The sequence below is a fragment of the Pseudomonas cedrina subsp. cedrina genome, assembly GCF_001983175.1.
GTDB lineage: Bacteria > Pseudomonadota > Gammaproteobacteria > Pseudomonadales > Pseudomonadaceae > Aquipseudomonas > Aquipseudomonas cedrina.
This window is the reverse complement of the sequence record NZ_MNPW01000005.1, coordinates 99,057-125,279: the sequence shown is the minus strand read 5'-3', so window position 1 is coordinate 125,279 and position 26,223 is coordinate 99,057. Positions and strand designations below refer to the sequence as shown.

Annotated in this window: 23 protein-coding genes; 12 read left to right on the top strand and 11 right to left on the bottom strand. The window is 61.8% G+C overall.

All coding sequences use genetic code 11. The features are described 5' to 3' along the window. Window positions 1-123 precede the first annotated feature (123 nt). The 11 genes from tcyJ to BLL36_RS11560 all read left to right on the top strand — a co-directional run bounded on the left by tcyJ (window position 124) and on the right by BLL36_RS11560 (window position 11,028). Window positions 124-918, top strand: coding sequence for a cystine ABC transporter substrate-binding protein (gene tcyJ / locus BLL36_RS11610; RefSeq protein ID WP_076951569.1), 795 nt, complete (start codon window positions 124-126; stop codon window positions 916-918). Continuing rightward, the gene (gene tcyL, locus BLL36_RS11605; protein ID WP_076951568.1) at window positions 918-1,583 is read left to right on the top strand and encodes a cystine ABC transporter permease; all 666 of its coding nucleotides are present in this window, start codon (window positions 918-920) and stop codon (window positions 1,581-1,583) included. Before tcyJ ends, tcyL begins: the two co-directional genes overlap by 1 nt. 3 nt (window positions 1,584-1,586) lie before the next feature. Next, on the top strand, window positions 1,587-2,333 hold the full coding sequence (tcyN, locus tag BLL36_RS11600) for an L-cystine ABC transporter ATP-binding protein TcyN (protein WP_076951567.1): 747 nt from the start codon (window positions 1,587-1,589) through the stop codon (window positions 2,331-2,333). A gap of 547 nt (window positions 2,334-2,880) precedes the next feature. Further along, window positions 2,881-3,645, top strand: a complete 765-nt coding sequence (locus BLL36_RS11595) for a hypothetical protein (protein WP_076951566.1) — start codon at window positions 2,881-2,883, stop codon at window positions 3,643-3,645. A gap of 187 nt (window positions 3,646-3,832) precedes the next feature. Next, entirely contained in the window at window positions 3,833-5,074 is a 1,242-nt protein-coding gene (locus BLL36_RS11590; RefSeq protein WP_076951565.1) for an SfnB family sulfur acquisition oxidoreductase, read from the top strand. A gap of 39 nt (window positions 5,075-5,113) precedes the next feature. Beyond that, entirely contained in the window at window positions 5,114-6,307 is a 1,194-nt protein-coding gene (locus BLL36_RS11585; RefSeq protein WP_076951564.1) for an SfnB family sulfur acquisition oxidoreductase, read from the top strand. Continuing rightward, a complete protein-coding gene (locus tag BLL36_RS11580) occupies window positions 6,307-7,659 on the top strand; it encodes an LLM class flavin-dependent oxidoreductase (protein ID WP_076951563.1) in 1,353 nt (450 codons plus the stop codon). Before BLL36_RS11585 ends, BLL36_RS11580 begins: the two co-directional genes overlap by 1 nt. Window positions 7,660-7,799: 140 nt before the next feature. Then, window positions 7,800-8,615: a MetQ/NlpA family ABC transporter substrate-binding protein gene (locus BLL36_RS11575; RefSeq protein WP_076951562.1), complete on the top strand. Its 816-nt coding sequence runs from the start codon at window positions 7,800-7,802 to the stop codon at window positions 8,613-8,615. After that, window positions 8,612-9,727, top strand: coding sequence for a methionine ABC transporter ATP-binding protein (locus BLL36_RS11570; protein ID WP_076951561.1), 1,116 nt, complete (start codon window positions 8,612-8,614; stop codon window positions 9,725-9,727). Before BLL36_RS11575 ends, BLL36_RS11570 begins: the two co-directional genes overlap by 4 nt. After that, window positions 9,717-10,361 (top strand): methionine ABC transporter permease, encoded by a 645-nt coding sequence (locus BLL36_RS11565; protein ID WP_076951560.1) that lies wholly within the window; start codon window positions 9,717-9,719, stop codon window positions 10,359-10,361. Before BLL36_RS11570 ends, BLL36_RS11565 begins: the two co-directional genes overlap by 11 nt. A 40-nt stretch (window positions 10,362-10,401) precedes the next feature. Beyond that, window positions 10,402-11,028 carry a class I SAM-dependent methyltransferase gene (locus tag BLL36_RS11560; protein WP_076951559.1) on the top strand — a complete coding sequence of 209 codons (627 nt, stop codon included), beginning with the start codon at window positions 10,402-10,404 and terminating at the stop codon, window positions 11,026-11,028. Window positions 11,029-11,124: 96 nt separating this feature from the next. Here BLL36_RS11560 and BLL36_RS11555 read toward each other — a convergent pair whose 3' ends face one another. From BLL36_RS11555 to BLL36_RS11540, 4 genes are all read right to left on the bottom strand, one after another. Beyond that, the gene (locus BLL36_RS11555) at window positions 11,125-13,317 is read right to left on the bottom strand and encodes a glycoside hydrolase (protein WP_076951558.1); all 2,193 of its coding nucleotides are present in this window, start codon (window positions 13,315-13,317) and stop codon (window positions 11,125-11,127) included. Between the two features lie 305 nt (window positions 13,318-13,622). Next, entirely contained in the window at window positions 13,623-16,688 is a 3,066-nt protein-coding gene (locus tag BLL36_RS11550) for an efflux RND transporter permease subunit (protein ID WP_076951557.1), read from the bottom strand. After that, a complete protein-coding gene (locus BLL36_RS11545; RefSeq protein ID WP_076951556.1) occupies window positions 16,685-17,755 on the bottom strand; it encodes an efflux RND transporter periplasmic adaptor subunit in 1,071 nt (356 codons plus the stop codon). Before BLL36_RS11545 ends, BLL36_RS11550 begins: the two co-directional genes overlap by 4 nt. Further along, window positions 17,752-18,834, bottom strand: a complete 1,083-nt coding sequence (locus tag BLL36_RS11540; protein ID WP_076951555.1) for an efflux RND transporter periplasmic adaptor subunit — start codon at window positions 18,832-18,834, stop codon at window positions 17,752-17,754. The genes BLL36_RS11545 and BLL36_RS11540 overlap by 4 nt, the downstream gene beginning before the upstream one ends. Before the next feature lie 121 nt (window positions 18,835-18,955). On the opposite strand from BLL36_RS11540, the gene BLL36_RS11535 reads away from it, so the two are divergent. Beyond that, complete coding sequence (locus tag BLL36_RS11535) at window positions 18,956-20,116, top strand: AAA family ATPase (RefSeq protein ID WP_076951554.1); 1,161 nt, start codon at window positions 18,956-18,958, stop codon at window positions 20,114-20,116. A 292-nt stretch (window positions 20,117-20,408) separates the two neighbouring features. On the opposite strand, the gene BLL36_RS11530 is transcribed toward BLL36_RS11535, so the two are convergent. The 7 genes from BLL36_RS11530 to BLL36_RS11500 form a co-directional block, all read right to left on the bottom strand. Next, the gene (locus BLL36_RS11530; RefSeq protein ID WP_076951553.1) at window positions 20,409-21,260 is read right to left on the bottom strand and encodes a transporter substrate-binding domain-containing protein; all 852 of its coding nucleotides are present in this window, start codon (window positions 21,258-21,260) and stop codon (window positions 20,409-20,411) included. Then, on the bottom strand, window positions 21,257-22,033 hold the full coding sequence (locus BLL36_RS11525; RefSeq protein WP_076951552.1) for an amino acid ABC transporter ATP-binding protein: 777 nt from the start codon (window positions 22,031-22,033) through the stop codon (window positions 21,257-21,259). Before BLL36_RS11525 ends, BLL36_RS11530 begins: the two co-directional genes overlap by 4 nt. Next, window positions 22,030-22,689, bottom strand: a complete 660-nt coding sequence (locus BLL36_RS11520; protein WP_076951551.1) for an amino acid ABC transporter permease — start codon at window positions 22,687-22,689, stop codon at window positions 22,030-22,032. Before BLL36_RS11520 ends, BLL36_RS11525 begins: the two co-directional genes overlap by 4 nt. Then, a complete protein-coding gene (locus BLL36_RS11515; RefSeq protein ID WP_076951550.1) occupies window positions 22,670-23,335 on the bottom strand; it encodes an amino acid ABC transporter permease in 666 nt (221 codons plus the stop codon). The genes BLL36_RS11520 and BLL36_RS11515 overlap by 20 nt, the downstream gene beginning before the upstream one ends. 406 nt (window positions 23,336-23,741) lie before the next feature. Next, window positions 23,742-24,524 (bottom strand): MetQ/NlpA family ABC transporter substrate-binding protein, encoded by a 783-nt coding sequence (locus tag BLL36_RS11510; RefSeq protein WP_076951549.1) that lies wholly within the window; start codon window positions 24,522-24,524, stop codon window positions 23,742-23,744. A gap of 107 nt (window positions 24,525-24,631) precedes the next feature. Further along, entirely contained in the window at window positions 24,632-25,558 is a 927-nt protein-coding gene (locus tag BLL36_RS11505; protein ID WP_076951548.1) for a sigma 54-interacting transcriptional regulator, read from the bottom strand. A 49-nt stretch (window positions 25,559-25,607) separates the two neighbouring features. Next, window positions 25,608-26,189 carry an alpha/beta hydrolase gene (locus tag BLL36_RS11500; protein WP_076951547.1) on the bottom strand — a complete coding sequence of 194 codons (582 nt, stop codon included), beginning with the start codon at window positions 26,187-26,189 and terminating at the stop codon, window positions 25,608-25,610. Between the last annotated feature and the right edge of the window lie 34 nt (window positions 26,190-26,223).

Sequence of the window (26,223 nt, the reverse complement as noted above, 5' to 3'; positions counted from 1 at the left end):
TTTTCAAGTCTTAGAAACCGGCTTTATAGTCGCGCCGTAGGCGAAGACGCGCTACGCGCTTTAAGGCAGGATACGACTATCGCGTCACCTGCTTCGCTCAACATAAAAACACAGGGGCTCTTCATGACTATTTCCGTATTGCGTCGTACGTTGCTGGTTGGCACTTTGGGCCTGGCACTCGGGGCTGGCCTGGTGGGTCAGGCAATCGCCGGCGAGCAACTGGGCAACATCAAGAAAGCGGGCGAGATCAAGATCGGCCTGGAAGGCACCTACCCGCCGTTCAGTTTCGTCGATGAAAGCGGCAAGCTCACAGGCTTCGAAGTGGAGCTGTCCGAAGCCCTGGCCAAGGAGCTGGGGGTCAAGGTCAAGCTGCAAGCCACGCCATGGGACGGCATCCTCGCCGCCCTGGAATCCAAGCGCCTGGACGCCGTGGTCAACCAGGTGACCATCTCCGACGAGCGCAAGAAGAAATACGATTTCTCCAAGCCTTACACCGTCTCCGGTATTCAAGCGCTGGTGCTGAAGAAGAACGTCGACAACATCAAGACCGCCGACGACCTGGCCGGCAAGAAAGTCGGGGTGGGCCTTGGCACCAACTACGAACAGTGGCTCAAGGACAACCAGCCTAAAGCCATCATCAAGACTTACAACGACGACCCGACCAAGTTCCAGGACCTGCGCATCGGCCGCATCGACGCCATCCTGATCGACCGTCTGGCCGCGCTGGAATACGCCAAGAAAGCGCCTGACACCGCCGCTGCGGGCGATGCGTTCTCCCGCCAGGAATCCGGTATCGCCCTGCGCAAAGGTGAGCCTGAACTGCTCGATGCGGTGAACAAGGCCCTGGACAAACTGCGCGCCGACGGCACCCTGAAGAAGCTGTCCGAGAAGTACTTCAACGCTGACGTCACTCAATAATGGAAGCAGGTTTCCAACTCGCGCTGGACTCCGCGCCCTTTCTGCTCAAGGGCGCGTACTACACGGTGATCCTCAGCCTGGGCGGGATGTTTTTCGGCTTGCTGCTGGGCTTCGGCCTGGCCTTGATGCGCTTGTCGCGCTTCAAGCTGGTGAGTTGGCTCGCCAGGGTCTACGTGTCGTTCTTTCGCGGCACGCCCTTGCTGGTACAGCTGTTTCTGATCTATTACGGCTTGCCGCAGGTGGGCGTCGAGCTGGATCCGATTCCGGCGGCCATGATCGGCTTTTCGCTGAACATGGCCGCCTACGCCTGTGAAATCCTGCGCGCCGCCATCGCTTCGATCGAGCGCGGCCAATGGGAAGCGGCAGCCAGCATCGGCATGACCCGTGCGCAAACCCTGCGCCGGGCCATCCTGCCGCAGGCCATGCGCACGGCCCTGCCGCCGCTGGGCAACAGCTTTATCTCGCTGGTCAAGGACACGGCGCTGGCCGCCACCATCCAGGTGCCCGAGCTGTTCCGCCAGGCACAACTGGTGTCTGCGCGAACCTTCGAAATCTTCACCATGTACCTGTCCGCCGCCCTGATCTACTGGATCCTGGCGAGCCTCCTGGCGCATTTGCAAAATCGTCTGGAAGACCGGGTCAACCGGCATGACCTGGAGTCTTGAAGCATGATCGTGGTTGAAAAACTGACCAAGCAATTCAAGGATCAGGTGGTGCTCAACGGCATCGACCTTGAGGTCAAGGCGGGCGAAGTCATCGCCATCATCGGTCCCAGCGGTTCCGGCAAGACCACCTTTCTGCGCTGCCTGAATTTCCTCGAACAGCCCACCAGCGGCCGCATCAAGGTAGGCGATATCGAGATCGACACCAGCAAGCCCGCCAACCAGCAGCAAAACCTGGTACGGCGCTTGCGACAGCACGTGGGTTTCGTGTTCCAGAGCTTCAACCTGTTCCCCCACCGCACCGCGCTGGAAAACGTCATCGAAGGCCCCACCGTGGTCAAGAAGATGCCGCGCGACGCCGCTGTTGCCCTGGGGCGCAAGTTGCTCGCCAGGGTGGGCCTGGAAGGCAAGGAAGACGCCTACCCACGGCGCCTGTCCGGCGGCCAGCAACAGCGCGTGGCGATTGCGCGCGCGTTGGCCATGGAGCCGGAGGTGATCCTGTTCGACGAACCCACCTCGGCGCTCGATCCGGAACTGGTAGGCGAAGTGCTGGCGACCATCCGCAGCCTGGCTGAAGAAAACCGCACCATGGTCATCGTCACTCACGAGATGAGCTTTGCGCGCGATGTTGCCAACCGGGTGATCTTCTTCGACAAGGGCGTGATCGTCGAACAAGGCGAAGCCAAGGCGCTGTTCGCCAACCCCAAGGAAGAACGCACAAGGCAGTTCCTGAGCAAATTCCTCGCCCACTGAGGCCCCCTGTAGGAGCGAGCTTGCCGGCGATAGCCCTGGATATCCACACATCTTTGTAGTGAGCGGGCTTGTCCCGCGCTGGGTGGCGAAGCCGCCCCAATAAAGACACCGCGCAGTTTCAGAAAACCCAATTCGCCTGGTTTGGGGCCGCTTCGCAGCCCAGCGCGGGACAAGCCCGCTCACTACAGAGAGATTAGTCAGCCTTCGGGAGTTGTGTTGACATGGATGCTGCGCTAGCAACACTGCGGCGCAAGCAACCAAACTCCCACACAAACGCGTTCCTACAGGAAGTCCTCGCTCCATTCTGTAAAACATCCCTGCGCATGCGCCTGAAAATCCCCATGTCAGTCAGACCCTTCTGAATATCTCCAAACCCGCCGTTTAGCCCTTTGCCTCCATTGACGCCCCTCGGCCAACCCTCTTATCTAGCGTCCAGAGGATTGGATCCTATCCCGGCTACTCATTGAATCGTTCATTTCGGTCCCCCCGCGCACCCGCGCCCAAAGGTCCGGAACGATTGCTGCTGGCTGCATCAAGGAGATTATTTATGACGCGCCCCCTGCTCACCGCCCCGACGCTGCCCCAGGCCATTGGCAATGGCATCAACGCCCTGGCCGCCACCCATTTGCAGGTCGACATCGCGCCGTATCCCGGCATGGATGAAGGCGACCTGATCGAGCTGTTCTGGAACAACTGTTTTGCCGCTTCCCGACGGGTAACCGCGTGCAAGGTCGGCGCGTTTACCCACCTGCGCGTGCCGGAAAGTTTCGTGCTGGATGGCTCGACCCAGGTGCATTACCAGGTCATGCAAGTCGGTCACGCCCCTGCCCGCTCAGCTGTGACGCGAGTACAGGTAAAAACCCTCTACCCGGGCGGTGAGCCCTCGCCCCTGTACTGCGACGAAAACCAGAATCTTGCTCCCGTGAGCCTGCCCGAGACTATCCGCCGCTACGGCGTTAACGCCCGCCAGGTACGGCGCGGTATTCCCTTAACCATCGAGCCCTACCTGAACATGACCCGCGGCGATGCAATTACCTTGCGCTGGGGCGATGTGCGCCTGGATCTGCCGAAGGTCCAGGCCCAGAACGTCGGCCGAGCGATGCACCTGTGGGTGCCTTCGACGGTGATCATCGAAGCCGGCGACGACTGCCGACTGGAGGTGACCTACTGCATTCTCGACCGCGTCGGCAACAATTCCCGCTGGGCGCCCACCCGTACCTTGCGCATCGCCGCCCAAGCCCAGTGCCGCGCAGCGGGGGCTGCACTGATCTACCAGCCGCGCCCATCGGGATCACCGTGCGAACCAGGGTGACAGCCCTTCTATGCATATTCCCAAAAGTTAGTTTATTTAAATATTTAACACGCTTAGGGTATATGCACCGGACCACCGGACATCTCTGAATCTTCTGTTTTTATTTCATTGAATGCGAGGTCGGTATGGTCAGGATTACCCCGGTGCACAACGCCAGGGCATTACGTGCAGCCAAGGAGCGGCGCTGATGTCTAACTTGGCTCTAACACCCCCCCAGCGTGAACGGGACGTAGCCCCCCTGCTGTTGCCGGCCGCTGTGCTGCGCAACGATGCGCAGGCGCTTAACGCTGCCCATGAGCTGGCCCAGGCCGCGCGCCTGCAAGCCGCCAGGCGCGACAGGGATCGCGAGTTGCCGTGGGCGCAGATCGAGCAGTTCACCCGCAGTGGACTGGGCAGCATTTCCATTCCCCGCGAGTACGGCGGCCCGCAGGTGTCTTTCGTGACCCTGGCCGACGTGTTCGCAATCATCAGCGCGGCAGACCCGGCCCTCGGGCAGATCCCGCAGAACCACTTCGGCATCCTGCATTTGGTGCAGGGCGCGGGCACCGAGCGTCAGAAAAAGCAGCTGTTCCAGAGCGTGCTCGACGGCTGGCGCATCGGCAATGGCGGCCCGGAACGCGGCACGCGCAACACCCTGGAACTCAAGGCGCGCATCACCGCCCAGGGCGACGGTTACGTCATCAGCGGCCATAAGTTCTACTCCACCGGCGCGCTGTTTGCCCATTGGGTGGCAATCAAGGCACTGAACGACGACGGCAAGCAAGTCATGGCGTTCGTGCGCCGTGGCACCGAAGGGCTGCGCATCGTGGATGATTGGTCGGGCTTCGGCCAACGCACCACTGCCAGCGGCACGGTGCTGCTGGACCAGGTGGCGGTGGACGCCGAGCTGGTCGTCGACAACTGGCGCATCGGCGAAAGCCCGACCCTCCAGGGCGCTGTCTCGCAACTGATTCAGGCGGCTATCGACGCCGGCATCGCGCGCGGGGCACTCGATGACACCATCGCTTTTGTGCGTGAACGTTCGCGCCCTTGGATCGACGCCAAGGTCGAGCGGGCCAGTGATGACCTGTATGTGATCGCCGACATCGGCAAACTCAAGATCGAACTGCACGCCGCCGAAGCCCTGCTGCGCAAGGCCGGCCACGTGCTGGACCAGGTCAGCGCCGCGCCGATCACTGCGCAGTCCGCGGCCCGCGCATCGATCGCGGTGGCCGAGGCCAAGGTGTTGACCACCGAAGTGGCGCTGCTGGCCAGCGAAAAGCTGCTGGAACTGGCCGGCAGCCGCGCGACCCTTGCCGAGTTCAACCTCGACCGGCATTGGCGCAACGCGCGGGTACACACCCTGCACGACCCGGTGCGCTGGAAATATCACGCTGTGGGCGCCTATCGCTTGAACGGCACGTTGCCGGCTCGCCATTCCTGGATCTGACCGACCAGCACACGCCCAAGCGCTTATGGAGAAACACGCATGCCCCTTTCTCACCCCGTCGCGGTTATCACCAGTGACGAACAGGCCCTGATTGTCGCCAGCGACCTGGCCGAAGACTTTCGCCGCGACAGCGCCCAGCGCGACCGCGAGCGCCGCCTGCCCCTCCCCGAGCTGGACGCGTTCTCGCGCTCCGGCCTGTGGGGCATCAGCGTGCCGAAAGCCTACGGTGGCGCTGGCGTGTCCAATGTCACCCTGGCCAAGGTCATCGCGCTGATCGCCCAGGCCGATGCGTCCCTGGGACAGATTCCGCAGAACCATTTCTACGCCCTTGAAGTGCTGCGCCTGAACGGCAACCCGGCGCAGCAAGCGCGCCTCTACGCCGAAGTCCTGGCCGGCCAACGCTTCGGCAACGCCCTGGCTGAACTGGGCACCAAGACCGCCCATGACCGCGTGACGTCCCTCACCCGCGACGGTGACGGCTTGCGTATCAATGGCCGCAAGTTCTACTCGACCGGCGCGCTCTATGCCCAGCGCATCCCCACTTCAGTGGTGGATGAACACGGCGTACAGCAGTTGGCCTTCGTCCCGCGCGACAGCCAAGGCCTGGCGGTCATTGACGATTGGAGCGGCTTCGGCCAGCGCACTACCGGCAGCGGCTCGGTGGTATTCGACAACGTGTGGGTCGCGCCGCAGGACGTGATCCCGTTCCAGAGCGCCTTCGAACGCCCGACCACCGTCGGCCCGCTGGCGCAGATCCTTCACGCCGCCATCGACACCGGTATCGCCCGCGCCGCCTTCGAAGATGCGCTGCATTTCGTGCGCACCAGGACCCGCCCGTGGATCGATGCCGGCAGCGACAAGGCCAGCGAAGACCCGCTCACCCTGAAAAGCTTCGGCCACCTGAGCATCCGCCTGCACGCCGCCGAAGCCTTGCTTGAGCGCGCCGGTGTCTTCCTCGACCGTGCCCAGGCCGACAGCAACGCCGAAAGCGTCGCCGCCGCCTCAATCGCCGTGGCAGAAGTGCGCGCCCTGAGCACCGAGATTTCCCTGGCCGCCGGCAGCACCCTGTTTGAACTCGCCGGCAGCCAGGCGACCCTGGCCGAGCATGGGCTGGACCGCCACTGGCGCAACGCCCGCGTGCATACGCTGCACGACCCGGTGCGCTGGAAGTATCACGCGGTGGGCAATTACTACCTCAACGATGCAAACCCGCCGCTGCGGGGGACGATCTGATGGGCAAAAAGAAAATCCTGCTTAACGCTTTCAACATGAATTGCATTGGGCATATCAACCATGGCCTGTGGACTCATCCACGGGACACCTCCACCCAGTACAAGACTTTGGAGTACTGGACCGACTTGGCGCAAACCCTTGAACGCGGGCTGTTCGATGGGCTATTCATCGCCGACATCGTCGGCGTGTATGACGTCTATCAAAACTCCATCGACGTGCCGCTCAAAGAATCGATCCAACTGCCGGTCAACGACCCGTTGCTGCTGGTCTCGGCCATGGCCGCCGTTACCCGGCACCTCGGCTTCGGCCTCACCGCAAACCTCACCTATGAGCCGCCGTATCTGTTTGCCCGGCGCATGTCCACGCTGGACCATCTGAGCCGTGGCCGGGTGGGTTGGAACATCGTCACCGGCTACCTCGACAGCGCCGCCAAAGCCATGGGCCTCACCGAACAGGTCGAGCATGACCGCCGCTACGACCAGGCCGACGAATACCTGGAGGTGCTCTACAAACTCTGGGAAGGCAGCTGGGAAGACGACGCGGTGCTCAACGATCCGCAGGCGCGGGTCTACGCGCAGCCGGGCAAGGTGCACAAGGTCGAGCACCGTGGCGAGTTCTATCAGGTGGAGGGTTATCACCTGTGCGAGCCATCGCCGCAGCGTACGCCGGTGCTGTTCCAGGCCGGAAGTTCGGACCGTGGCCTGCTGTTCGCCGGACGCCACGCCGAATGTGTGTTCATCAGCGGGCAGAACAAGGCCGCGACCAAGGTGCAAGTCGACAAGGTGCGCGCCAGTGCGGTCGAGGCCGGGCGCAATCCGGATGACATCAAGGTGTTCATGGGCCTCAACGTGATCGTTGGCGCCACCGAAGCACTGGCCTGGGCCAAGCATGCCGAGTACCTGAGTTACGCCAGCGCGGAAGCCGGCGTGGCACATTTTTCGGCGTCCACGGCGATCGATTTTGCCCAGTACGAACTGGACGAACCGATCCAGTACGTGAAAAGCAACGCTATCCAGTCGGCCACCCGGAACCTGCAGAACAACGACTGGACCCGGCGCAAATTGCTTGAGCAACACGCTTTGGGCGGGCGCTACATCACCCTGGTCGGCTCGCCCGAGCAGGTGGCCGATGAGCTGGAAGCGTGGATCAGCGAAACGAGGCTGGATGGTTTCAATCTGACGCGGATCGTGACGCCGGAGAGTTATGTGGATTTCATTGAGCTGGTGGTGCCGGAGCTGCAGAAGCGTGGTTCCTACAAGACTGAATATGCACAGGGCACGTTGCGCGAAAAGGTCTTTCATGGCTCCGCACGCCTGCCCGAACAGCACACAGGCTCTACCTACCGACACTGATCAAAATGTGGGAGCTGGCTTGCCTGCGATAGCGGTCTGCCAGAAACATTTGTATTGCTGACCCACCGCCATCGCAGGCAAGCCAGCTCCCACAGTTGAACTCATTGTTCATGCCGACACCTTATGACTGGAAATCTCTTATGAAAAAAACACTGCTCACTCACCCAGTCAAAGCACTGGCCCTGGCCTTCGGGTTGTTCAGCTCGGCGGTATTCGCCGCCGATGCGCCGCTAAAAATCGGCACCACCGCCGCCTTCGCCATCCCTTTGGAAGCCGCCGTGGAAGAGGCCGGCAAACAAGGCCTGAAGGTCGAACTGGTGGAGTTCTCCGACTGGATCGCGCCCAACGTCAGCCTGGCCGCCGGTGATATCGACGTGAACTACTTCCAGCACATCCCGTTCCTGGAAAACGCCAAGGCCGCCGCCGGCTTTGACCTGGTGCCGTACGCGCCAGGCATCATCAACAACGTGGGCTTGTATTCCAAGCGGTACAAGCGCATCGATGACCTGCCCCAGGGCGCCAGCGCAGCAATCGCCAATGACCCGATCAACAGCGGTCGCGGCCTGCAGTTGCTGGCCAAGGCCGGGCTGATCACGCTCAAGCCGGGCGTGGGCTACAAGGCCACCGAAGAAGACATCGTCAGCAACCCGAAGAAGATCAAGATCCTGCAAGTGGAGGCCGTGCAGCTGGTGCGCGCCTATGACGATGCCGACCTGGTGCAGGGCTACCCGGCGTATATCCGCCTGTCCAAGACCTTCGACGCCGAGTCCGCGCTGCTGTTCGACGGCCTCGATCACCCGGAATACGTGATTCAGTTCGTGATCCAGCCGAAAAGTAAAACCGACCCACGGGTGATCAAGTTCGTCGATATCTACCAGCACTCGCCCGTGGTGCGCGCCGCACTGGATAAATCCCTCGGCAAGCTCTACCAAGTCGGCTGGGAAGCTAAACAATGAGCGCCACCAATGCCCAAGTGCGCGACGTGGGCTCACCGCCCAGGGGCGCCGACCAGACTGAGCTGCACCCTGACTTGAACCGCGCCCATGTGCGCTTTATCAACCTGGGCAAGACCTACGACGGCCGCGTGCACGCCCTGCAAGGTATCGACCTGGCGATCCAGCGCGGCGAAGTGTTCGGCATCATTGGCCGCAGCGGCGCCGGCAAGTCGTCGCTGATCCGCACCATCAACCGCCTGGAACAGCCCAGCAGCGGCCGGGTGCTGATCGATCAGGTGGACATCGGCGAGTACGACGAGGACCACCTGGTGGCGCTGCGACGGCGCATCGGCATGATCTTCCAGCACTTCAACCTGATGTCGGCCAAGACCGTGTGGCAGAACGTCGAGTTGCCGCTCAAGGTCGCCGGCGTGCCCAAACCGCAGCGTGAGCAAAAGGTGCGTGAACTGCTGGAACTGGTCGGGCTGCAAGACAAGCACAAGGCCTACCCGGCGCAGCTTTCCGGCGGCCAGAAACAACGCGTGGGTATCGCGCGTTCGCTGGTGCACGACCCACAGATTCTGCTGTGCGACGAGGCCACTTCGGCGCTGGACCCGGAGACCACGCAGTCGATCCTCGGCCTGCTGCGCGAGATCAACAAACGCCTGGGCCTGACCATCGTGCTGATCACCCACGAGATGGCGGTGATTCGCGAAATCTGCGACCGCGTGGTAGTGCTGGAACACGGGTGCATCGTCGAGCAAGGCCCGGTGTGGCAGGTGTTTGGCAACCCCCGGCACGTGGTCAGCAAAACCCTGCTGGCACCGTTGCAACACGGGCTGCCCGATGAGCTGCAAAGCCGGTTGCAGCCCACACCGTTGTCGCCCGAGGCGGCAGTGGTGTTGCGCCTGCAATTTACCGGCAGCGATACCGAAGAGCCGGACCTGGCGGCACTGTTCAGTGCGCTCGGCGGCCGCGTGCGCTTGCTCCAAGGCGGCGTGGAACGCATCCAGGGGCATGCCCTGGGACAACTGCTGCTGGCGGTGAGTGGCTCGCCCCACGGCGCCGAAGAACTGCGCAGCCGTGCCGGCAACTGGGCGCAACAGGCGGAGGTGCTGGGCTATGTGGTTTGATCGTTTAGTGCAGGGCGCCATCGACACGTTGTTGATGGTCGGCGTGTCGTCGCTGATCGCGTTGCTGGTGGGAATTCCGCTGGCAGTGTTCCTGGTCACCAGCGACAAGGGCGGCATTTACCAGGCACCGGCGTTGAACCGTGTGCTGGGCGCGTTCGTCAATCTGTTCCGCTCGATTCCGTTCCTGATCCTGATGGTGGCACTGATCCCTTTTACCCGGCTGATCGTCGGCACAACGTATGGCGTTTGGGCCGCCGTGGTCCCCCTGACCATTGCCGCCACGCCGTTTTTTGCGCGCATCGCCGAAGTGAGCCTGCGCGAAGTCGACCACGGCCTGATCGAAGCCGCGCAGGCCATGGGCTGCCGGCGCTGGCACATCGTCTGGCATGTGCTGTTGCCCGAAGCGCTGCCGGGGATCGTCGGCGGATTCACCATCACCTTGGTGACCATGATCAATTCGTCCGCCATGGCCGGGGCGATTGGCGCGGGCGGCTTGGGCGACATCGCCTACCGCTACGGCTACCAGCGCTTTGATACGCAGATCATGCTCACGGTGATCGTGCTGCTGGTGGTGCTGGTGGCGGTGATTCAGTTGGGGGGTGATCGGTTGGCGCGGGTGCTCAACAAGAGGTGAGGTATAGTCGGGCCATCGAAGCATCCAGGTATTCAGCACCATGCCCCTCAAGCCCGACGACCTCGACCAGATCACATCCACCACCCTCGGCCACTACAACAAAGTGGCCGAGGACTTTCGCGAAGGCACTCGCGATCACGATGTGAGCCAGAACATCGACGCGCTGCTGCGGCATATCCAAAGCAAGGCGCCGTTTACGGTGCTGGATTTCGGTTGCGGGCCAGGCCGCGATTTACAGACATTCACGCGCATGGGGCATATCGCCGTGGGCCTGGACGGTTCGGAGCGGTTTGCGCAGATGGCGCGCGAAGACAGTGGTTGTGAGGTGTTGCAGCAGGACTTCCTCAAGCTCGATCTGCCCGCCGAACGCTTTGACGGGATCTTTGCCAATGCGGTGCTGTTTCATATTCCCAGGCAGGAACTGCCGCGCGTGCTCAAGCAGCTCAATGAGGCGTTGAAACCTGGGGGCGTGCTGTTCAGCTCCAATCCGCGCGGGGACAACCAGGAAGGCTGGAACGGGCCGAGGTATGGCTCGTATCACGACCTCGCGGCGTGGCAGGCGCTGTTGACGGAGGCGGGATTTGTGGAGTTGGAGCATTACTATCGACCGACCGGGTTGCCTCGGGAGCAGCAGCCTTGGTTGGCCAGCGTGTGGCGCAAACTCTAGAGCGTCATCGCCTGGGCCAACCTCATCGCAGGCAAGCCAGCTCCCACAGGAAAGTGCATTCCCCTGTGGGAGCTGGGCTTGCCCGCGATGACGGACTCAAGGGCTCCGCTGCTGCACCTGATACACCCTTGGTTCCTCACCCACCACCAAGGCTGTCACGCTACGCCCGGCATACCCTTCTTTCTCCCGATCAGTGAAATTCGCCACCAACCGCGTCCCATCGGCAAACGTGGTTTCCTGTACCAACCGATCCGCTGTCAGCCATCTGAACCCGGTCATTTCCTGCGTGGCCAAGCGTTGGTGAAGCGGGCGGAAAAAGGCGTCCTGGCGCTGGATCAACGGGAGTCGTTGCTTCAAGGTCGCAGCACTCAAGTGATACAGCGGCGGCACGTTATAGAGCAACTGCATCAGCTCATTTTCAGCCTGCACATTGCTCAACTTGAGGCTGTCGAACAGCCAGTGGTGGGTGGTGATCACCGAACCGTGGAACACAGCCTGATACAGCGGCAGGCGCATGCTCGGCTCGACATGCACCGTGCGAAACGGCTCCCTCAATGGCACCGGCTTGAAAAACACCGTTGGTTGCTCGGGTGGGTACCAGTTACCGACGTAGTAGGGCGATTGCTTGTCCTTGGTCATGGCTTGATCACCCCAGCCGATCACGGGCGTCTGCATGCCATGGGCGAACAGGATGCCCTGGGCAGTGACGGCGTTGCCGTCTTCGGAACCGGTGGGCAACTGGCGTACGGTATTCAGCCAGCGGCAGGCATCGATGTTGCCCTCGGCGTTCTGCGCCTGGGTCATGCGGGCGCCGTCGCGGTAGCTGTCGAACACCATGCTGGTGGCGTAGGCGTCGAGGAACCAGGCGTTGAAACCGGCTTTGGCCTGCACAGCCTTCACGCGTGCCTCCAGCAAGGGCCGCACGCAACGTGGGTCGGTGTAGTGGCCCGATTGCTGGAAACCGGTCTTGAGCTTGCCGCCCTTCAATACAATCGCGCAGTCGCGGTAGGCCTTGGCGCCGAGGTGGGCGGTGGTCCAGTCAGGGTTTTCCGTGGCGGACAATGCGGTTTCATAGGAGTCGTAGGGCGCCATCAGGTAACCCGCCTCGACACCGGCGCGAATCGCCTCGGGATGCCAGAGGCCGCCTTCCCAGCCCTCGCCCAGGGTCAGCAGCAGCCGCGGCAGGCCTGAGTCGCGCAACGATTGGATCGTCTGGCTGCCCCAGGTTGCCGGGGAATCGCTCAAGGCACCGGCAAAGTCCACGGCCAACTCGCCGCGCAATTCACCGTAGCGCGCCGCGAGCCGGGTCATATCCGGTTCTTCACGTTGCCAGCTCTGTCGAGCCTTGGTGTTGATCGCCGCGTTTAGGCCGCGCAGCAACAACGTCTGTTCATAGCGATTCAAGGGAGAGCGCTGCGCCAGTATCTTGCTGGCCTCCTTGTCCAGCAGGCTTTTGATTTCATGGCCGCGCAAGCGCTTGAGCAACAGCGGCCAGTCCCGCACATCCTTCGGCGCCAGTAGGTCATTGCCCCACAGGTAGACGTGACTGGCACCCAGCAGTTTCTCGGCCTCGGGTGTCTGGCGCAGCTTGTCGGCCAAGGGTTCATAAAGACCCTGCTCCACCCGCCATTGGCGATAGCGCTTGGCACCGGCCAACGGGTCGGCATCGCCCAGATGCAGCAGCAGGGTCATGGGCGCGCCAGGATCGAGCGCGGTGAATTCATGGGCCAGGGACAGGGCCTGGTCCGCCTGCCAGCGCAGGCGGTTGTTGTAGGGGTTGGTCAGCAACCAGTTGAGGGTAAACGTGCCGTGATCGACACCCCACAGTGGCAGGCTGAGGTCCTGGGTGGTGTTGATGTCGCCTTGTTCAAGCAAAAAAGCGTTCCACACGGCATTGCCGGCGGGGACGTAATGCCCTTCGGCCAGCGGCCAGATCAGCCCCTTGCCCATGGCACTGGCCGGTTGTTGCAGGATGGGTAGTTCGCCGGGTTCACGCGCTTGGATAGTCAATACCAGGTCGCGCTGCTTGAGGGTGGCGCTTACGCGAAAGGCGCCGTCATCCCACTGCCAATCGGCCTGTTGATCACTGTGTGCAAGTTGGCTCACGGCACGGGCCGGTACGCCACTGGACACTTGTACCGCCGGCTGACCGCTGGGTGTAGCACGAATGGCGAGGGTCGCGGCGTCGAGTTCGACCCGCCACAGGGGGTTTTCCAACACGGTACTGGCGAAGGCGAGGGGTGACATGAAAAGGCAGAAGATCAGCAAGGTATGACGCATGGAACTCATGGCAGGCGACCGTTGAGAAGTGGAAGCCGGAGGGTAAGACACTCAATGGTTCGCCGGGGCGACGCCTGTCATTTGCAGAAGCTTCCCACAGTTCAAAAGTCCACTGGGCATAAGAATCTACAGATATGTAAGGGCACAGAAGCAACCTGTAGTGAGCGGGCTTGCCCCGCGTTGGGTGGCGAAGCCGCTCCGATAGGGTCACTGGGGCATACCTGATTGACCCGAGTCGCTTGGTTTTGGGGCGGCTTCGCCACCCAGCGCGGGGCAAGCCCGCTCACTACAAGATTGTGTAGGCTCCCACATTTTTAACCGCGTTCTTGCTGATGCTCCGGTTCCGGCTCGCGGATCTTGTACCAGGCCACATACAGCGCCGGCAAAAACAGCAGCGTCAGCAATGTGGCGATGATGATCCCGCCGATCATGGCGTACGCCATTGGCCCCCAGAACACTTCCCGCGCAATCGGGATCATGCCCAGGCTCGCTGCCGCCGCCGTCAACAGGATCGGCCGGCGCCGATGCTCGGTGGCCTCCACCACCGCATCCCAAGGCGTATAGCCGGCCAGCTCATATTCGTGAATCTGCGTCACCAGGATCACCGAGTTGCGGATGATGATGCCGATCAGCGCCAGGATCCCCAGGATCGCCACGAAGCCCATGGGCGTGCCTGTGGGAATCAGCGCCAGCACCACGCCGATCAGGCCCAGCGGCGCGACACTGGCGACCAGGAACATCTTCTGCACGCTGTGCAGCTGGATCATCAGGAAGGTCGCCATCAGGAACAGCATCAACGGCACCACGCTGGCAATCGGGCCCTGGGCCTTGCCGCTTTCTTCCACGGTGCCGCCGGTGGCGACTTTGTAACCCACCGGCAGACCGGCGCTGAATTTATCGATCTGCGGCTTGAGTTGCTTCACCAGGTCCGTTGGCTGCATCTCATCGCGCACCGCCGCCTTGATGGTGATGGTCGGCTTGCGGTCGCGGCGCCATACCAGCGGCTGTTCCAACTCGTAGCGCACGGTGGCGAAGGCCAGCAGCGGAATCGAGGTGCCGTTGGGGGTGACGATCTGCAGGTTTTGCAGGGTTTCCGGCGTGCCGCGTTCGGCGTCTTCGGCACGGCCGACCACGTTGATCAGGTAAATATCGTCATTCACCTGGGTCACCGAGGCGCCACTGACCACGCTGTTGAGCAGCTGCGCCACGTCTTCCGAGGACAACCCCAGCTGCCGCGCCTTATCCTGGGCGATGTCGATGCGCAGCACTTTGCCCGGCTCGTTCCAGTCGTAGATGATCTCGCCCAGGTGGGTGTTTTCATCCAGCAGGGTCGCCAATTCGATGGCGTGCTTGCGCACCTGGTCGGTGTCTTTGCCGGACACGCGATACTGAATCGGCCTGCCCACCGGCGGACCCATTTCCAGCGGCTGCACGAAGCTGCCGATGCCCACGAAGTCATCGCGCAAACGCTTTTGCAGGCGTGTGATCAACTCGCCACGCTCTTCCAGGCCTTTGCTCACGATCACCAGCTGCGCGTAATAGGGGTTTTCCAGTTGCTGGTCGAGAGGCAGGTAGAAACGGATCGCGCCCTGGCCGATATAAGTGCTCCAGCGCGCAATATCCGGGTCGTCCTTGATGATCGCTTCCAGACGGTCGACGGCCTTGCGCGTTTCGTTGATCGACGCGTTTTGCGGCAGGTTCAGGTCGACCAGGATTTCAGGACGGTCCGACGACGGGAAGAACTGGTTCTGCACGAACTGCATGGAAAACACCGAGGCGACGAACAGCGCCAAGGTGATGCCGATTGCCCACCAGCGGTTGCGCATGGCCCAGAGCATGCCGCCGTTGAACGCGCGGCCGATCCGCCCTGGCTCGGCATTGTGGGGTTTCACGTTGGCGCTGAGGATATGCACGCCAATCACTGGCGCAAACAGCACCGCCACCACCCACGACACCAGCATCGCCACGGCAATCACCGCGAACAGGGTGAAGGTGTACTCGCCCGCCGAACTGGCGTTGAGGCCAATCGGGACAAAACCTGCGACCGTCACCAACGTACCGGTAAGCATCGGGAACGCCGTGGAGGTGTAGGCATAGGTCGCCGCCTGCTCCTTGGTTTCGCCTTTTTCCAGGCGCGTGATCATCATCTCGACGGTAATCATCGCGTCGTCCACCAGCAGGCCGAGCGCGATAATCAACGCGCCCAACGAGACGCGCTGCATGGTGATACCGCTGTATTCCATGAACACGAACACCAGCGCCAGCACCAGCGGAATCGAGCACGCCACCACCAGCCCCGCGCGCATGCCCAGGCTGATAAAGCTCACCACCAGCACGATGATCACCGCTTCGAACAGCGCGCTGGTAAAGCCGCCTACGGCCTCCTCCACCACTTCCGCCTGGTCGGAAACCTTGTGCACGCCGACGCCCACCGGCAGGTCGGCGGTCAGCTCGTCCATGCGTCCGTGCAGCGCCTTGCCGAACGACTGGATATTGCCGCCCTTCTGCATGGCGATGGCCAAGCCGATCGCCGGTTTGCCGTTGAAACGGAACATCGGCCGCGCCGGGTCGACGTAGCCGCGCGTGATTTCAGCGATATCCGCCAGGCGATAGAAACGGTCGTTGAGCCGCAGGTTGACGTTGGCTAGGTCCTTTTCCGAGGCGAACTGCCCGGAGGTGCGCACCGAAATCCGCTCCGGCCCGGCCTCGATCACCCCGGCCGGCGTCACCGCGTTCTGCGATTGCAGGCTTTGCACCACCTGGCGCTGGTCAACCCCCAGCGCCGCCAGTTTGCGCGTGGAGAAGTTCAGGTAAATCACTTCGTCCTGCTGGCCGATCATCTCGACCTTGCCCAGCCCCGGCACCGAACGGATCTCGGCGCGCACCTGCTCAACGTAGTCGCGCAACTGGCGCATCGACAGGCCGTCGCCGGTAAACGCATACACCGAGCCGAACACATCACCGAACTCGTCGTTGAACGACGGCCCCTGCAACCCCTGGGGGAAGCTGCCGCGGATATCGTCGATCTTCTTGCGCACCTGGTACCAGATCTCCGGGATGGCCTTGGCGCTGGTGGTGTCCTTGAGGAACACGAACACTGTGGACTCGCCCGGCCGAGTGTAGCTTTTCACGTAGTCGAGTGAGTCGAGTTCTTCGAGTTTTTTCTCGATGCGGTCAGTGACCTGCTTGAGGGTTTCTTCCTGGGTCGCACCCGGCCAGCGGGTCTGGATCACCATGGTCTTGATGGTGAACGAAGGATCTTCCTCGCGCCCCAGGTTCATGTAGGAAAATACGCCCATCAACAGCGCGACGAACATCAGGTACCAGACGAAGGACTGATGCTTGAGCGCCCAGTCGGATAAGTTGAAGCTCCCTTTCATCGCGGGCTGTCCTCGTCGATTTTGACTTTTTGCCCTGGTTTCAGGCTGTTCACGCCGGCGGTGACGATGCGCTCGCCGGGTGTGACGCCGCCGTCGATCAGGGCGCTGTCGGCGTCACGGCTGAGCACGGTGATATCGCGCGGTTGCACGGTCTGGTTCTGGGTGTCGAGCAGCCAGATGCGGGTCTTGCCGTCGACCTCCTGCAGGGCGCTCAAAGGCAGCTCGATGCGTGGCGCGATGGCGGTGCTCAAGGTCACGCTGATCGCCGTGCCGAGGCGAAATGCAGGCGGTGTTTCGGTGAGGCTCAGGCGGGCGCGACGGGTGCGCGTGGCGCTTTGGGCCTGGGGTTCTATCTCGCGCACGATGGCGGTGGTCTGCACGCTCGGGTCGAGTTGTGCGGCGACCAGAAACACCACATCCGGCGGCAGGCGCTCGGCCAGGCCGGCGGGCAGGTCGATCACCGCTTCCTTGATGTCCGGGCGCGCCAGGGTCACCACTTGCTGGCCGGCCGTGACGACCTGGCCGGCCTCGGCGTTCCAGGCGGTGACAATGCCAGGGTGGTCAGTGCGCAGTTCGGCGTAGTTGAGCTGGTCCTTGGCTTGATCGACCGACGCGCGGGCCTGGTCGAGGGTAGCCTGGGTGGTCTTCAGGTCAGTCTGGGCCACGTCCAACTGGGCCTGGGCGCCGACGCCACGGTTGAACAACTCCTGCTGGCGACGGGCATTGGCCTGGGCATTGATGAACTGGGCCTGCACCCGCGCGAGGTCACCCTGGGCCGCGCGCAGTTGGTTCTGCTGGTCGGTGGGGTCAAGGACGGCGAGCAAGGCGCCTTTGTCCACCTCGGCGCCCACGTCCACCGCGCGGCGAGCGATACGGCCAGGCACGCGAAAGCCCAGGTTGCTTTCATAGCGCGCCTGGATGGTACCGGCGAAACGACCGAGGCTTTGCTGGTCTTCGGCCTTCACTTCCATGGACAGCACCGGGCGCACGGGCTCGGGCGGCGGTTCTTGCTTCGAACAGGCGACCAGCAACAGGCAGGCGCCGAGCAGCAGCGTCAGAGGCTTCATGGCTGGGCTCCTGGCTGGGCGATCTCGACCGTCATGCCGGGGTGCAGCAATTGCCCGCCGGCCACCACGACCTTCTCGCCACCTTTGAGGCCGTCGCCAATGATGACTTTGCCGGTAAGGTAACGCGCCACGCTGACCTTATGCAGTTGCGCCTTGCCGTCGCCGTCGACCAGCCATACCGCGGGTTCGCTGAGGTCTTTGGTCAATGCGGCCCACGGCAGTTCGATGCTTGCCTTGGCCGGGCCATTGGCGGTGGCGCTCACCACCGAACCCAGATCCATGCCTTTGGGCAGCGCCTGCAGGGCGATTTTCACCTGCACGGTGCCCGTATTGGCGGCCACGGCCGGGGTGACTTCACGGACCTTGCCCACGGCCTTGATGCTTGGGTTATCCAATAAGCTGATGGTGATGGGCGCGTCCGGCGCCGGCTCCACCAGCAGCGATTCATACACGTTGAACACGGCATCGCGCTCGCCATCGCGCGCCAGGCTGAAGATCGGCACCGTGGCCTGCACCACCTGGCCGACTTCGGCCTGGCGCGCGGTAATCACGCCAGGCGCATCGGCGAGCAGCGCGGTGTAGCCCAGTTGTTCACGGGCGTTGGCCAGTTGGGCCTGGGCAGCAGCCAGGGCGCTCTGGCTGCTGCGCAGCGCGGCCTGGGCGGAATCATATTCGCTACGGCTGGTGTAGCCCTTGGGCAAGAGTTTTTCCTGGCGCACGAAGGCGGCTGCAGTCTGCTTGACCCGCGCCTGTTCGGCCACGACCTGGGCCTGGGCGGAGTCGACGTTGGTCTGCAGGTCCTTGGGATCGAGCTTGGCCAGGACTTGCCTGGCGCTCACGCGATCGCCGACATCCACCATGCGCTGGATGATCTTGCCGCCGACACGAAAGGACAGGTCCGTCTGCACCCGCGCCTGGATATCGCCCGTCAGCGTCACCGCCGCGGCAAAATCCGCCGGCTGCACGGTCTGTACAAACACCCGTGAATGCGCCTTGGGTTCAGCCTTTTCTTCGCCACAGCCGCTCAGCAGCGTCAGTAGGCCAAGACCAAAAATACAGGTGGAAATACGACCGCCCATGCAGGCTCCTTTTGCGTGATGCCGACTTGCCAGTGTGCATGCGACTGTGAGCTTAGTTCAGGGTTCCTTATCTGCATGGAGACTCCCATACTCCAATGGTTCCCAAGCCGAATGAATGCCCATGCTCAAGACCCTCGCGGTGTCCAATTACCGCTCGATCAACCAATTGGTAGTGCCCCTGGACCGGCTGAACCTGATCACCGGGCCCAACGGCAGCGGCAAGTCCAACTTGTACCGGGCCCTGCGCCTGCTGGCGGAAACCGCCCAGGGTGGCGTGATCAATGCGCTGGCCCGTGAGGGCGGGCTCGATTCCACCTTCTGGGCCGGGCCAGAGACGCTCAGCCGGCGGATGCGCAACGGTGAAGTGCCGATCCAGGCCACTACGCGCCAAAGCGTCAAGCGCCTGCGCCTGGGGTTTGCCGCAGAGGATTTCAGCTATGCGATCTCCCTCGGGTTGCCGGAGCTGTCACTGTCATCGTTCGCACTGGACCCGGAAGTAAAGAAGGAGTGCATTTGGGCAGGTCCGGTGTACCGTCCGGCCAGCCTGCTGGTGCAACGTTCCGGACCGATGGTGCGTGCCCGCGATGGGCGCAACTGGGATGTACTGGCGCATCACACGCCCAATTACCACAGCCTGTTCGATCAAGTCGGCAGCCTGCGTGGCTCGCCTGAGGTGTTGCTGCTGCGGGAGAGCATTCGTGGCTGGCGCTTTTATGACCACTTTCGCAGCGATGTCGATGCACCGGTACGCCAACCCCAACTGGGCACACGTACCCCGGTGTTGCATCACGATGGACGGGATCTGGCGGCAGCATTGCAGACGATTCGCGAGATCGGTGACCGTGAAGCGCTGGAGCGGGCGGTGAGCGATGCATTCCCAGGGGCGCGCTTGAGTGTTGAGCCGTTGCAAGGCGGGCGCTTTGCGATTGAGTTTTACCAGGAAGGGTTACTGCGGCCGTTGTCGGCGGCGGAGCTGTCGGACGGCACCTTGCGCTACCTGTTGCTGATCGCTGCGCTGCTGACGCCACGGCCGCCGACCATGATGGTGCTGAACGAGCCGGAGACCAGCCTGCATCCTGATTTGTTGCCCGCATTGGCGCGCTTGATTATCCAGGCGTCCCGGCAGTGCCAGGTGTGGGTGGTGTCCCACGCCAGTCGTTTGATTGCAGCGTTGGAGCAGGACGAGGGGTGTAACTCGATTGTGTTGGAGAAGGTGCTGGGAGCGACCCAAATCGTTGGACAGGGAATGTTGGATGCGCCGGCTTGGCATTGGCCGGAGTAGGTGGCGGCTGTACCGGCCTCATCGGGAGCAAGCCCCCGATGAGCATAGGTATCTACACAACGTTCAAAGGCTGACAAATCTCCCTGTAATGAGCGGGCTTGTCCCGCGCTGGGTGGCGAAGCCGCCCCAATAAAGACACCGCGCAGTTTCAGAAAAACCCAATTCGCCTGGTTTGGGGCCGCTTCGCAGCCCAGCGCGGGCGGTGCGACGATTCGTCAAGCCCGCTCACTACAAAAATGTGTAGATACCTATGCCCCGATGAGGCCGGTACAGTCAGCACAAAAACCAGGTTTCAGCCCTGCCACTTCCCACCTTCAACAATCACACTCTCAGGCTTGGTGTCATCGCTCAGCTCTTTACGCACATACTGGTCATACAGCTTGAGCAAGAACTTCTCTTCACCCAACTTCGCCAACTCGGCATTTACCCAGTCACGCAGTTCGATATTGCCCTTCTTCACCGCTGGGGCAATCGGCGCTTCATCACCGAGTTTTTCCTCCAGCACGCGGTAGCCCGGGTTCTGCTTGGCCCAACTGAACAGCACCAGGTTGTCTTGCGCGTACGCATCGCCACGCCCGGCCGACAGGGCTTGCAGCGACTCGGAGTTCTTTTCGAACTTGAGCAGTTTCCAGTCCGGGTGGTTTTTGGTCAGCCAGATATCGGCGGTGGTACCGGTGGTCACGATAGTGGTACGGGTGGCCAGGTCATTCAGGTTCTTCACTGCGCTGTCCTTGGGCACCAGGGCCTGCACCGCGACTTTCAGGTTGGGGTTGGTGAAGTCCACCGCTTCCTTGCGCTCCGGCGTCACTGTCATGTTGGCGAGGATCAAGTCGACCTTGTCGCTTTGCAGGAACGGAATGCGGCTGGCCGGCTCGACGGCAACAAATTCGACTTTGTTCTCGTCGCCCAACAGGTCCTTGGCGAATTGGCGACCGATATCGGTATCGAAGCCCACGTAGCGGCCGGCTTCGTTGACAAAGCCGAAGGGAGGTTTGTCGGTAAAGACCCCGACGATCAGCTTGTCGCGCGCCTTGATCTTGTCGATGTAGCTCACGGCGACGCCCGGTTTTGCAGGCTCTTCGGCCTTTTTATCGCAGCCGGCCAGCAAGGCGACGGCAAACAGTGGCAGCAGTAACTTTTTCATATCAGTTCCAGTTCCTTGATCTTTTTGGGCAGTGTTGAAACAAAGGAGAAGTTCTCCAGGAACTGCTGCGCGCGTGCGGTTTGCGGGTTCGTAAAGAATGCCTCGGGGGTGTTGTGTTCGAGGATGCGACCGGCCTCCATAAACACCACGCGGTCAGCGACAGCGCGGGCGAAGGCCATTTCGTGAGTGACGATCAGCAGGGTCATGCCATCGCGCGCCAGGCCCTGGATCACTTCCAGCACTTCCTTGACCATTTCCGGGTCAAGGGCCGCGGTAACCTCGTCAAACAACATGACCTGAGGGTTCATGCACAGCGAGCGGACGATGGCGATGCGTTGCTGTTGACCGCCGGAGAGCTGGCGCGGGTAAGCATCGCGCTTGTCGGCAAGGCCCACACGCGCCAGCAATTGCTCGGCCTGTTCGCGGGCTTCGCGGGGGTCGCGTTTTTGCACCTTCAACGGGCCGAGCAGGATGTTGTCGAGCACGCTCATGTGCGGGAACAGGTGGTAACTCTGGAACACCATGCCGATGTCCTGGCGCACCTGGCGCCAGTCGGTGCTTTTTTCCATAAGCTCTCGGCCGGCAAAACGCAGGCTGCCGCTGTGCGCCACTTCCAGGCCGTTGAGGCAACGCAGCAAGGTACTTTTGCCGCAGCCACTGGGGCCGAGGATCACCACCACTTCGCCGCTTTGCACGCTCAGGTCGATGCCCTTGAGCACGTGCGTGTCGCCGAAGTATTTATTGAAACCCTGGAACTCGATCAATGCGCTCATGCTTGGGCCCAGCGCCGTTCCAGCACCTTGGAGGCCGCCGACAACGGGTAGCAGATAAAGAAGAAAAACAGGAACAGCACGCCGTAGATCAACACGGACTCGTAGGTGCGTTCGATGATTTGCTGGCCGACCTTAATCACGTCCACCACGCCGATCAGCACCGCCAGGGAACTGGTCTTGATGATGCGCGTGTAAACGTTGATGGTCGGCGGCGTCATGCGCTTGAGGGCCTGGGGCAGCAGCACGTAGCCGTAGAGCTGCGGATCGGAGAGACCAATCGACAACCCCGCTTCACGCTGGCCACGGGGCAGCGAATGCAAGGCACCGCGCACCACTTCGCCCACTTCGCTGGCGCCCCACAGCGACAGCACCAGCACCGCGCACCAGAAACTCGGGATGCTCAGGCCGAAGAAAATCGGCAGGCCGAAAAACAACAGGTACAACCACACCAACACCGGAATCGCGCGAAACAGCTCCAGGTAAACCCGCAGCAGCGCGTTGATCAGCCTGTTGTTCAAGGTGCGCAGCACGCCGTACAACACGCCACCAACCGTGCTGAACGCGATGCTCAAGAATGAAATCGACAAGGTTTGCGCCGCGCCCTTGCCCAGTTGCGGCAACGACACCCATAACAACTCAAGACCCGAACTGGCCATGCTGGAGCCTCCTTTCCAGGCGGCTGAGCAGCAGCGACAGCGGCAGGAACAGCAGCACGCAAATCAGCGTCAGCACCGCGAGCATTTCGTAAGTCTTGTAGTAAAGGGCGATGTAGCTCTTGGTGGTGTAGAGAATCTCCGGCACCGCCACGGCGGAGACCACGGTGGTCTCCTTGAGCAGGAAGATGAAATTGGCGAACAGCGCCGGCAGGCTGAGGATGCCGGCCTGGGGCAGGATCACGTGACGCAGCAATTGCCAGTCGGACAGGCCGATGGACTTGCCCGACTCGATCTGCGCCAGCGGCACCGCTTCGACGCCGGCGCGCAGCACTTCGGTGAGGTAGGCGCCGCCGAGGAAGGTCATGGTGATGATCGCCGCCCAGAAGCCGGAAATATTCAAGCCCAGGGCCGGCAGCGCGAAGTACACGAAGAACAGTTGGATCAGCAGCGGCGTGTTACGCGCCAACTCCACATAGAGCCCGACCAGGCGCGACAGGTACGGCGTGCGAAACACCAGCAATGCCGCGTTGATCAGCGCCACCAGCAACGAGGTGGCGATGGCGATCAGGCCCACTTGCAGCGTCACGCCCACGGCCTTTAGAAACGCCGGCAGGGTGCTGAGGATAAAAGCGAAATCGAAGGTCATTTCCAGTCCATGACGCCGCATGGGTAATGCAGCGAGCGCAATCCGAGCCGGTGTGGGTAACGCCGGGTAGCACGAACTTTAAAGGTATAAAAAGCAAAATTTAAATACCAAAATAGCATATTGATATCACCCAAAAAGATAACCGTCGGGTTCGCGGGTTTGGCGGGTGAAGGCTATGGTTGGTGGGTCTGTATTTCGAGGGAATGAACATGAAAAAGAAAGCGAAGCCCCTGGATCCGCAGGAGCTGGTGAAATGGTTGGTAGCGTTGCGCAGGGCGATCAATAGCCGCACCGTCTGAAACACCAGCTCCCACAGTGTTGGCCGTGTTCCAGATTGCAGGCAAAAAAAACGCCGACGCTGTAGTAGCCGTCGGCGTTTAAACCTTGAAGGGGGTTTTGGCTTACATCAGAACGCCGGCAACACCGCGCCGTTGTACTTCTTCTCGATGAAGGCTTTGACTTCCGGGCTGGTCAGGGCCTTGGCCAACTTCTGGATCGCATCGCTGTCCTTGTTGTCCGGGCGCGCGACCAGGAAGTTAACGTACGGCGATTTGGCGTCTTCGATGATCAGCGCGTCCTTGGCCGGGTTGAGGCCGGCTTCCAATGCGTAGTTCGTGTTGATCATGTCCAGGTCAACCTGGTCCAGCACGCGTGGCAGCAGGGCGGATTCCAGCTCTTTGAATTTCAGGTTTTTCGGGTTGCTGGCAATGTCTTTCGGCGTGGACAGGGCGTTGGTCGGGTCTTTCAGGGTGATCACACCGGCTTTCTGCAGCAGCAACAGGGCACGGCCGCTGTTGGAGCCTTCGTTCGGGATGGCAACGGTGGCGCCGTCCTTGAGCTCGGAAATATTCTTGATCTTTTTCGAGTAGCCACCGAACGGCTCGACGTGCACGCCGATCACGGTGACCAGGTTGGTGCCCTTGCCCTTGTTGAAGTTTTCCAGGTACGGCAGGGTCTGGAAGTAGTTGGCGTCCAGGCGTTTCTCAGCGACTTGCACGTTCGGCTGCACGTAGTCGGTGAAGACTTTGATCTGCAGGTCCACGCCTTCTTTGGCCAGGGTCGGCTTGATCAGCTCCAGGATCTCGGCGTGCGGCACCGGGGTGGCGGCCACCACCAGTTTCTCGTTGGCCTGGGCGAAGCCAGCAGTCAGGGCAGCCGCCAGTGCGGTAAACAACAGAACCTTTTTCATGCAATGTCCTTCTAACGACCGTTTTCTATGTGAGGTGCCAGCGAAGTGCTATCGCGGCATGGAACGGACAATACCTATATTTTTTATTCCCGAACAATATCTTTTATTCACTTTGATATTCCATTTTGCTCATGCAGGAATTTACGCAACGTTTCCTGCTCTGCGGGACTGGCGCTCGCGAAAATCCGCCTCACTTGTTCCAGCGGCGAACCGGTGACGGGCAAATTCAAATGCTCGGGCAAAATTTCATCGCCGCTGCTGACCAGCAATGCAAAGTGGATAACGTTTTCCAGCTCGCGGGTATTGCCCGGCCAGCTGTGATGCTCCAGCACACGCTGGGCGGCATCGCTGATCAACGGTACTGGAAGGCCCAGGCGCTGGCTGTAAATACCCAGAAAGTATTCAGCCAGGGACAGGATATCGCCGACCCGCTCGCGCAGCGCCGGCAAGTCCAGTCGGCCTTCGCTCAGGTAATGGAACAGGCGCTCATGGAACTTGCCGGCTGCCACGGCCTGCGCCAGGTCGATGCTGGTGGCGGCGACGAGGCGAACGTCCACCGGGCTCGGCTGATGGGCACCGACACGGGTGACTTCATGGTTTTCCAGGGCCGCCAGCAGTTTCACTTGGATCGGCAGCGGCAAGTCGCCGATCTCGTCCAGATACAAAGTGCCGCCATTGGCCGAACCGAACCAACCCGCCCGGCTGCTGGCCGCACCGCTGTGGGCGCCGGCGGCATAACCGAACAATTCCGCGTCGGCGTAGGTGGGGCTGATCGCGCCGCAATTGACCGAGACAAACAACCCGGCACGATCGCTGCCACGGTGAATATGCCGCGCCAGCAGCTCTTTACCGCTGCCCGTCTCGCCGCGAATCAACACGGGCAAGGCGCGCGGCGCGAGGCTTTCCAGTTCTTCGCGCAGTTGCCGTGAACGCGGATCGACAAACACCAACGCCTTGGCGCGGATACTCAGCGGGCTTTTTTCGGCGTCGGGAAAGGTCAGCAAGGGCTGGCCGTAGGTTTCATGCAGACTCATGGCAGACTCCCGCCCCCATTCCACTCAGGGACAGGGCGTTGAAAAATGTTCAGGCAGTGCGCCGGGCGTGATGCTCGAGGCGGCTCTGCAGGCGATATAGGTAGGCGAAACCCTGTTCCCAACGCTGGTGGCCGGACTTCACATTGATATGGCCGGCGCCGGACAAAATGCCGGCCTCGGCGCCCCAGTTGCGGGCCAGCTCCACCGCCCGAGGGGCGCTGACGGCACTGTCGTTGTCGGAACTGACCACCTGGCTGGGAAACGGCAACAGGTCGGTGGGAATAGGCGCGAAGTTGCGCAACGCCGGTGCACACGCAGGGCGTTCGACGTCGGCTGGGGCCACCAGCAGGGCACCGCGTACTTGCCGCAGGTAGTGCACCGGTGCGGTGGCCGCCCAATGCGCCACCGTAATGCAGCCCAGGCTATGAGCGATCAGGATCACCGGCGTGCTGTCGGCCGCGATGGCCTCGGCCAGCGCCGCGACCCAGTCTTCGCGACGCGGCGTCACCCAATCGGCCTGCTCCACCCGGGCGCTGTTGGGCAGGCTCTGCTGCCAATGGGTTTGCCAATGATCTTCTGGCGATCCTTGCCAGCCCGGCACGATCAGGTAACGAATCGACTCGCTGTGCATGGGTGTGCCCTCCTGCAGCGTTTAGCGTTGCTGA

Bases quoted from the DNA above. Each gene is read 5' to 3' on its own strand.
- tcyJ (WP_076951569.1), top strand. From the start codon at position 124: ATGACTATTTCCGTATTGCGTCGTACGTTGCTGGTTGGCACTTTGGGC.
- tcyL (WP_076951568.1), top strand. From the start codon at position 918: ATGGAAGCAGGTTTCCAACTCGCGCTGGACTCCGCGCCCTTTCTGCTC.
- tcyN (WP_076951567.1), top strand. From the start codon at position 1,587: ATGATCGTGGTTGAAAAACTGACCAAGCAATTCAAGGATCAGGTGGTG.
- BLL36_RS11595 (WP_076951566.1), top strand. From the start codon at position 2,881: ATGACGCGCCCCCTGCTCACCGCCCCGACGCTGCCCCAGGCCATTGGC.
- BLL36_RS11590 (WP_076951565.1), top strand. From the start codon at position 3,833: ATGTCTAACTTGGCTCTAACACCCCCCCAGCGTGAACGGGACGTAGCC.
- BLL36_RS11585 (WP_076951564.1), top strand. From the start codon at position 5,114: ATGCCCCTTTCTCACCCCGTCGCGGTTATCACCAGTGACGAACAGGCC.
- BLL36_RS11580 (WP_076951563.1), top strand. From the start codon at position 6,307: ATGGGCAAAAAGAAAATCCTGCTTAACGCTTTCAACATGAATTGCATT.
- BLL36_RS11575 (WP_076951562.1), top strand. From the start codon at position 7,800: ATGAAAAAAACACTGCTCACTCACCCAGTCAAAGCACTGGCCCTGGCC.
- BLL36_RS11570 (WP_076951561.1), top strand. From the start codon at position 8,612: ATGAGCGCCACCAATGCCCAAGTGCGCGACGTGGGCTCACCGCCCAGG.
- BLL36_RS11565 (WP_076951560.1), top strand. From the start codon at position 9,717: ATGTGGTTTGATCGTTTAGTGCAGGGCGCCATCGACACGTTGTTGATG.
- BLL36_RS11560 (WP_076951559.1), top strand. From the start codon at position 10,402: ATGCCCCTCAAGCCCGACGACCTCGACCAGATCACATCCACCACCCTC.
- BLL36_RS11555 (WP_076951558.1), bottom strand. From the start codon at position 13,317: ATGAGTTCCATGCGTCATACCTTGCTGATCTTCTGCCTTTTCATGTCA.
- BLL36_RS11550 (WP_076951557.1), bottom strand. From the start codon at position 16,688: ATGAAAGGGAGCTTCAACTTATCCGACTGGGCGCTCAAGCATCAGTCC.
- BLL36_RS11545 (WP_076951556.1), bottom strand. From the start codon at position 17,755: ATGAAGCCTCTGACGCTGCTGCTCGGCGCCTGCCTGTTGCTGGTCGCC.
- BLL36_RS11540 (WP_076951555.1), bottom strand. From the start codon at position 18,834: ATGGGCGGTCGTATTTCCACCTGTATTTTTGGTCTTGGCCTACTGACG.
- BLL36_RS11535 (WP_076951554.1), top strand. From the start codon at position 18,956: ATGCTCAAGACCCTCGCGGTGTCCAATTACCGCTCGATCAACCAATTG.
- BLL36_RS11530 (WP_076951553.1), bottom strand. From the start codon at position 21,260: ATGAAAAAGTTACTGCTGCCACTGTTTGCCGTCGCCTTGCTGGCCGGC.
- BLL36_RS11525 (WP_076951552.1), bottom strand. From the start codon at position 22,033: ATGAGCGCATTGATCGAGTTCCAGGGTTTCAATAAATACTTCGGCGAC.
- BLL36_RS11520 (WP_076951551.1), bottom strand. From the start codon at position 22,689: ATGGCCAGTTCGGGTCTTGAGTTGTTATGGGTGTCGTTGCCGCAACTG.
- BLL36_RS11515 (WP_076951550.1), bottom strand. From the start codon at position 23,335: ATGACCTTCGATTTCGCTTTTATCCTCAGCACCCTGCCGGCGTTTCTA.
- BLL36_RS11510 (WP_076951549.1), bottom strand. From the start codon at position 24,524: ATGAAAAAGGTTCTGTTGTTTACCGCACTGGCGGCTGCCCTGACTGCT.
- BLL36_RS11505 (WP_076951548.1), bottom strand. From the start codon at position 25,558: ATGAGTCTGCATGAAACCTACGGCCAGCCCTTGCTGACCTTTCCCGAC.
- BLL36_RS11500 (WP_076951547.1), bottom strand. From the start codon at position 26,189: ATGCACAGCGAGTCGATTCGTTACCTGATCGTGCCGGGCTGGCAAGGA.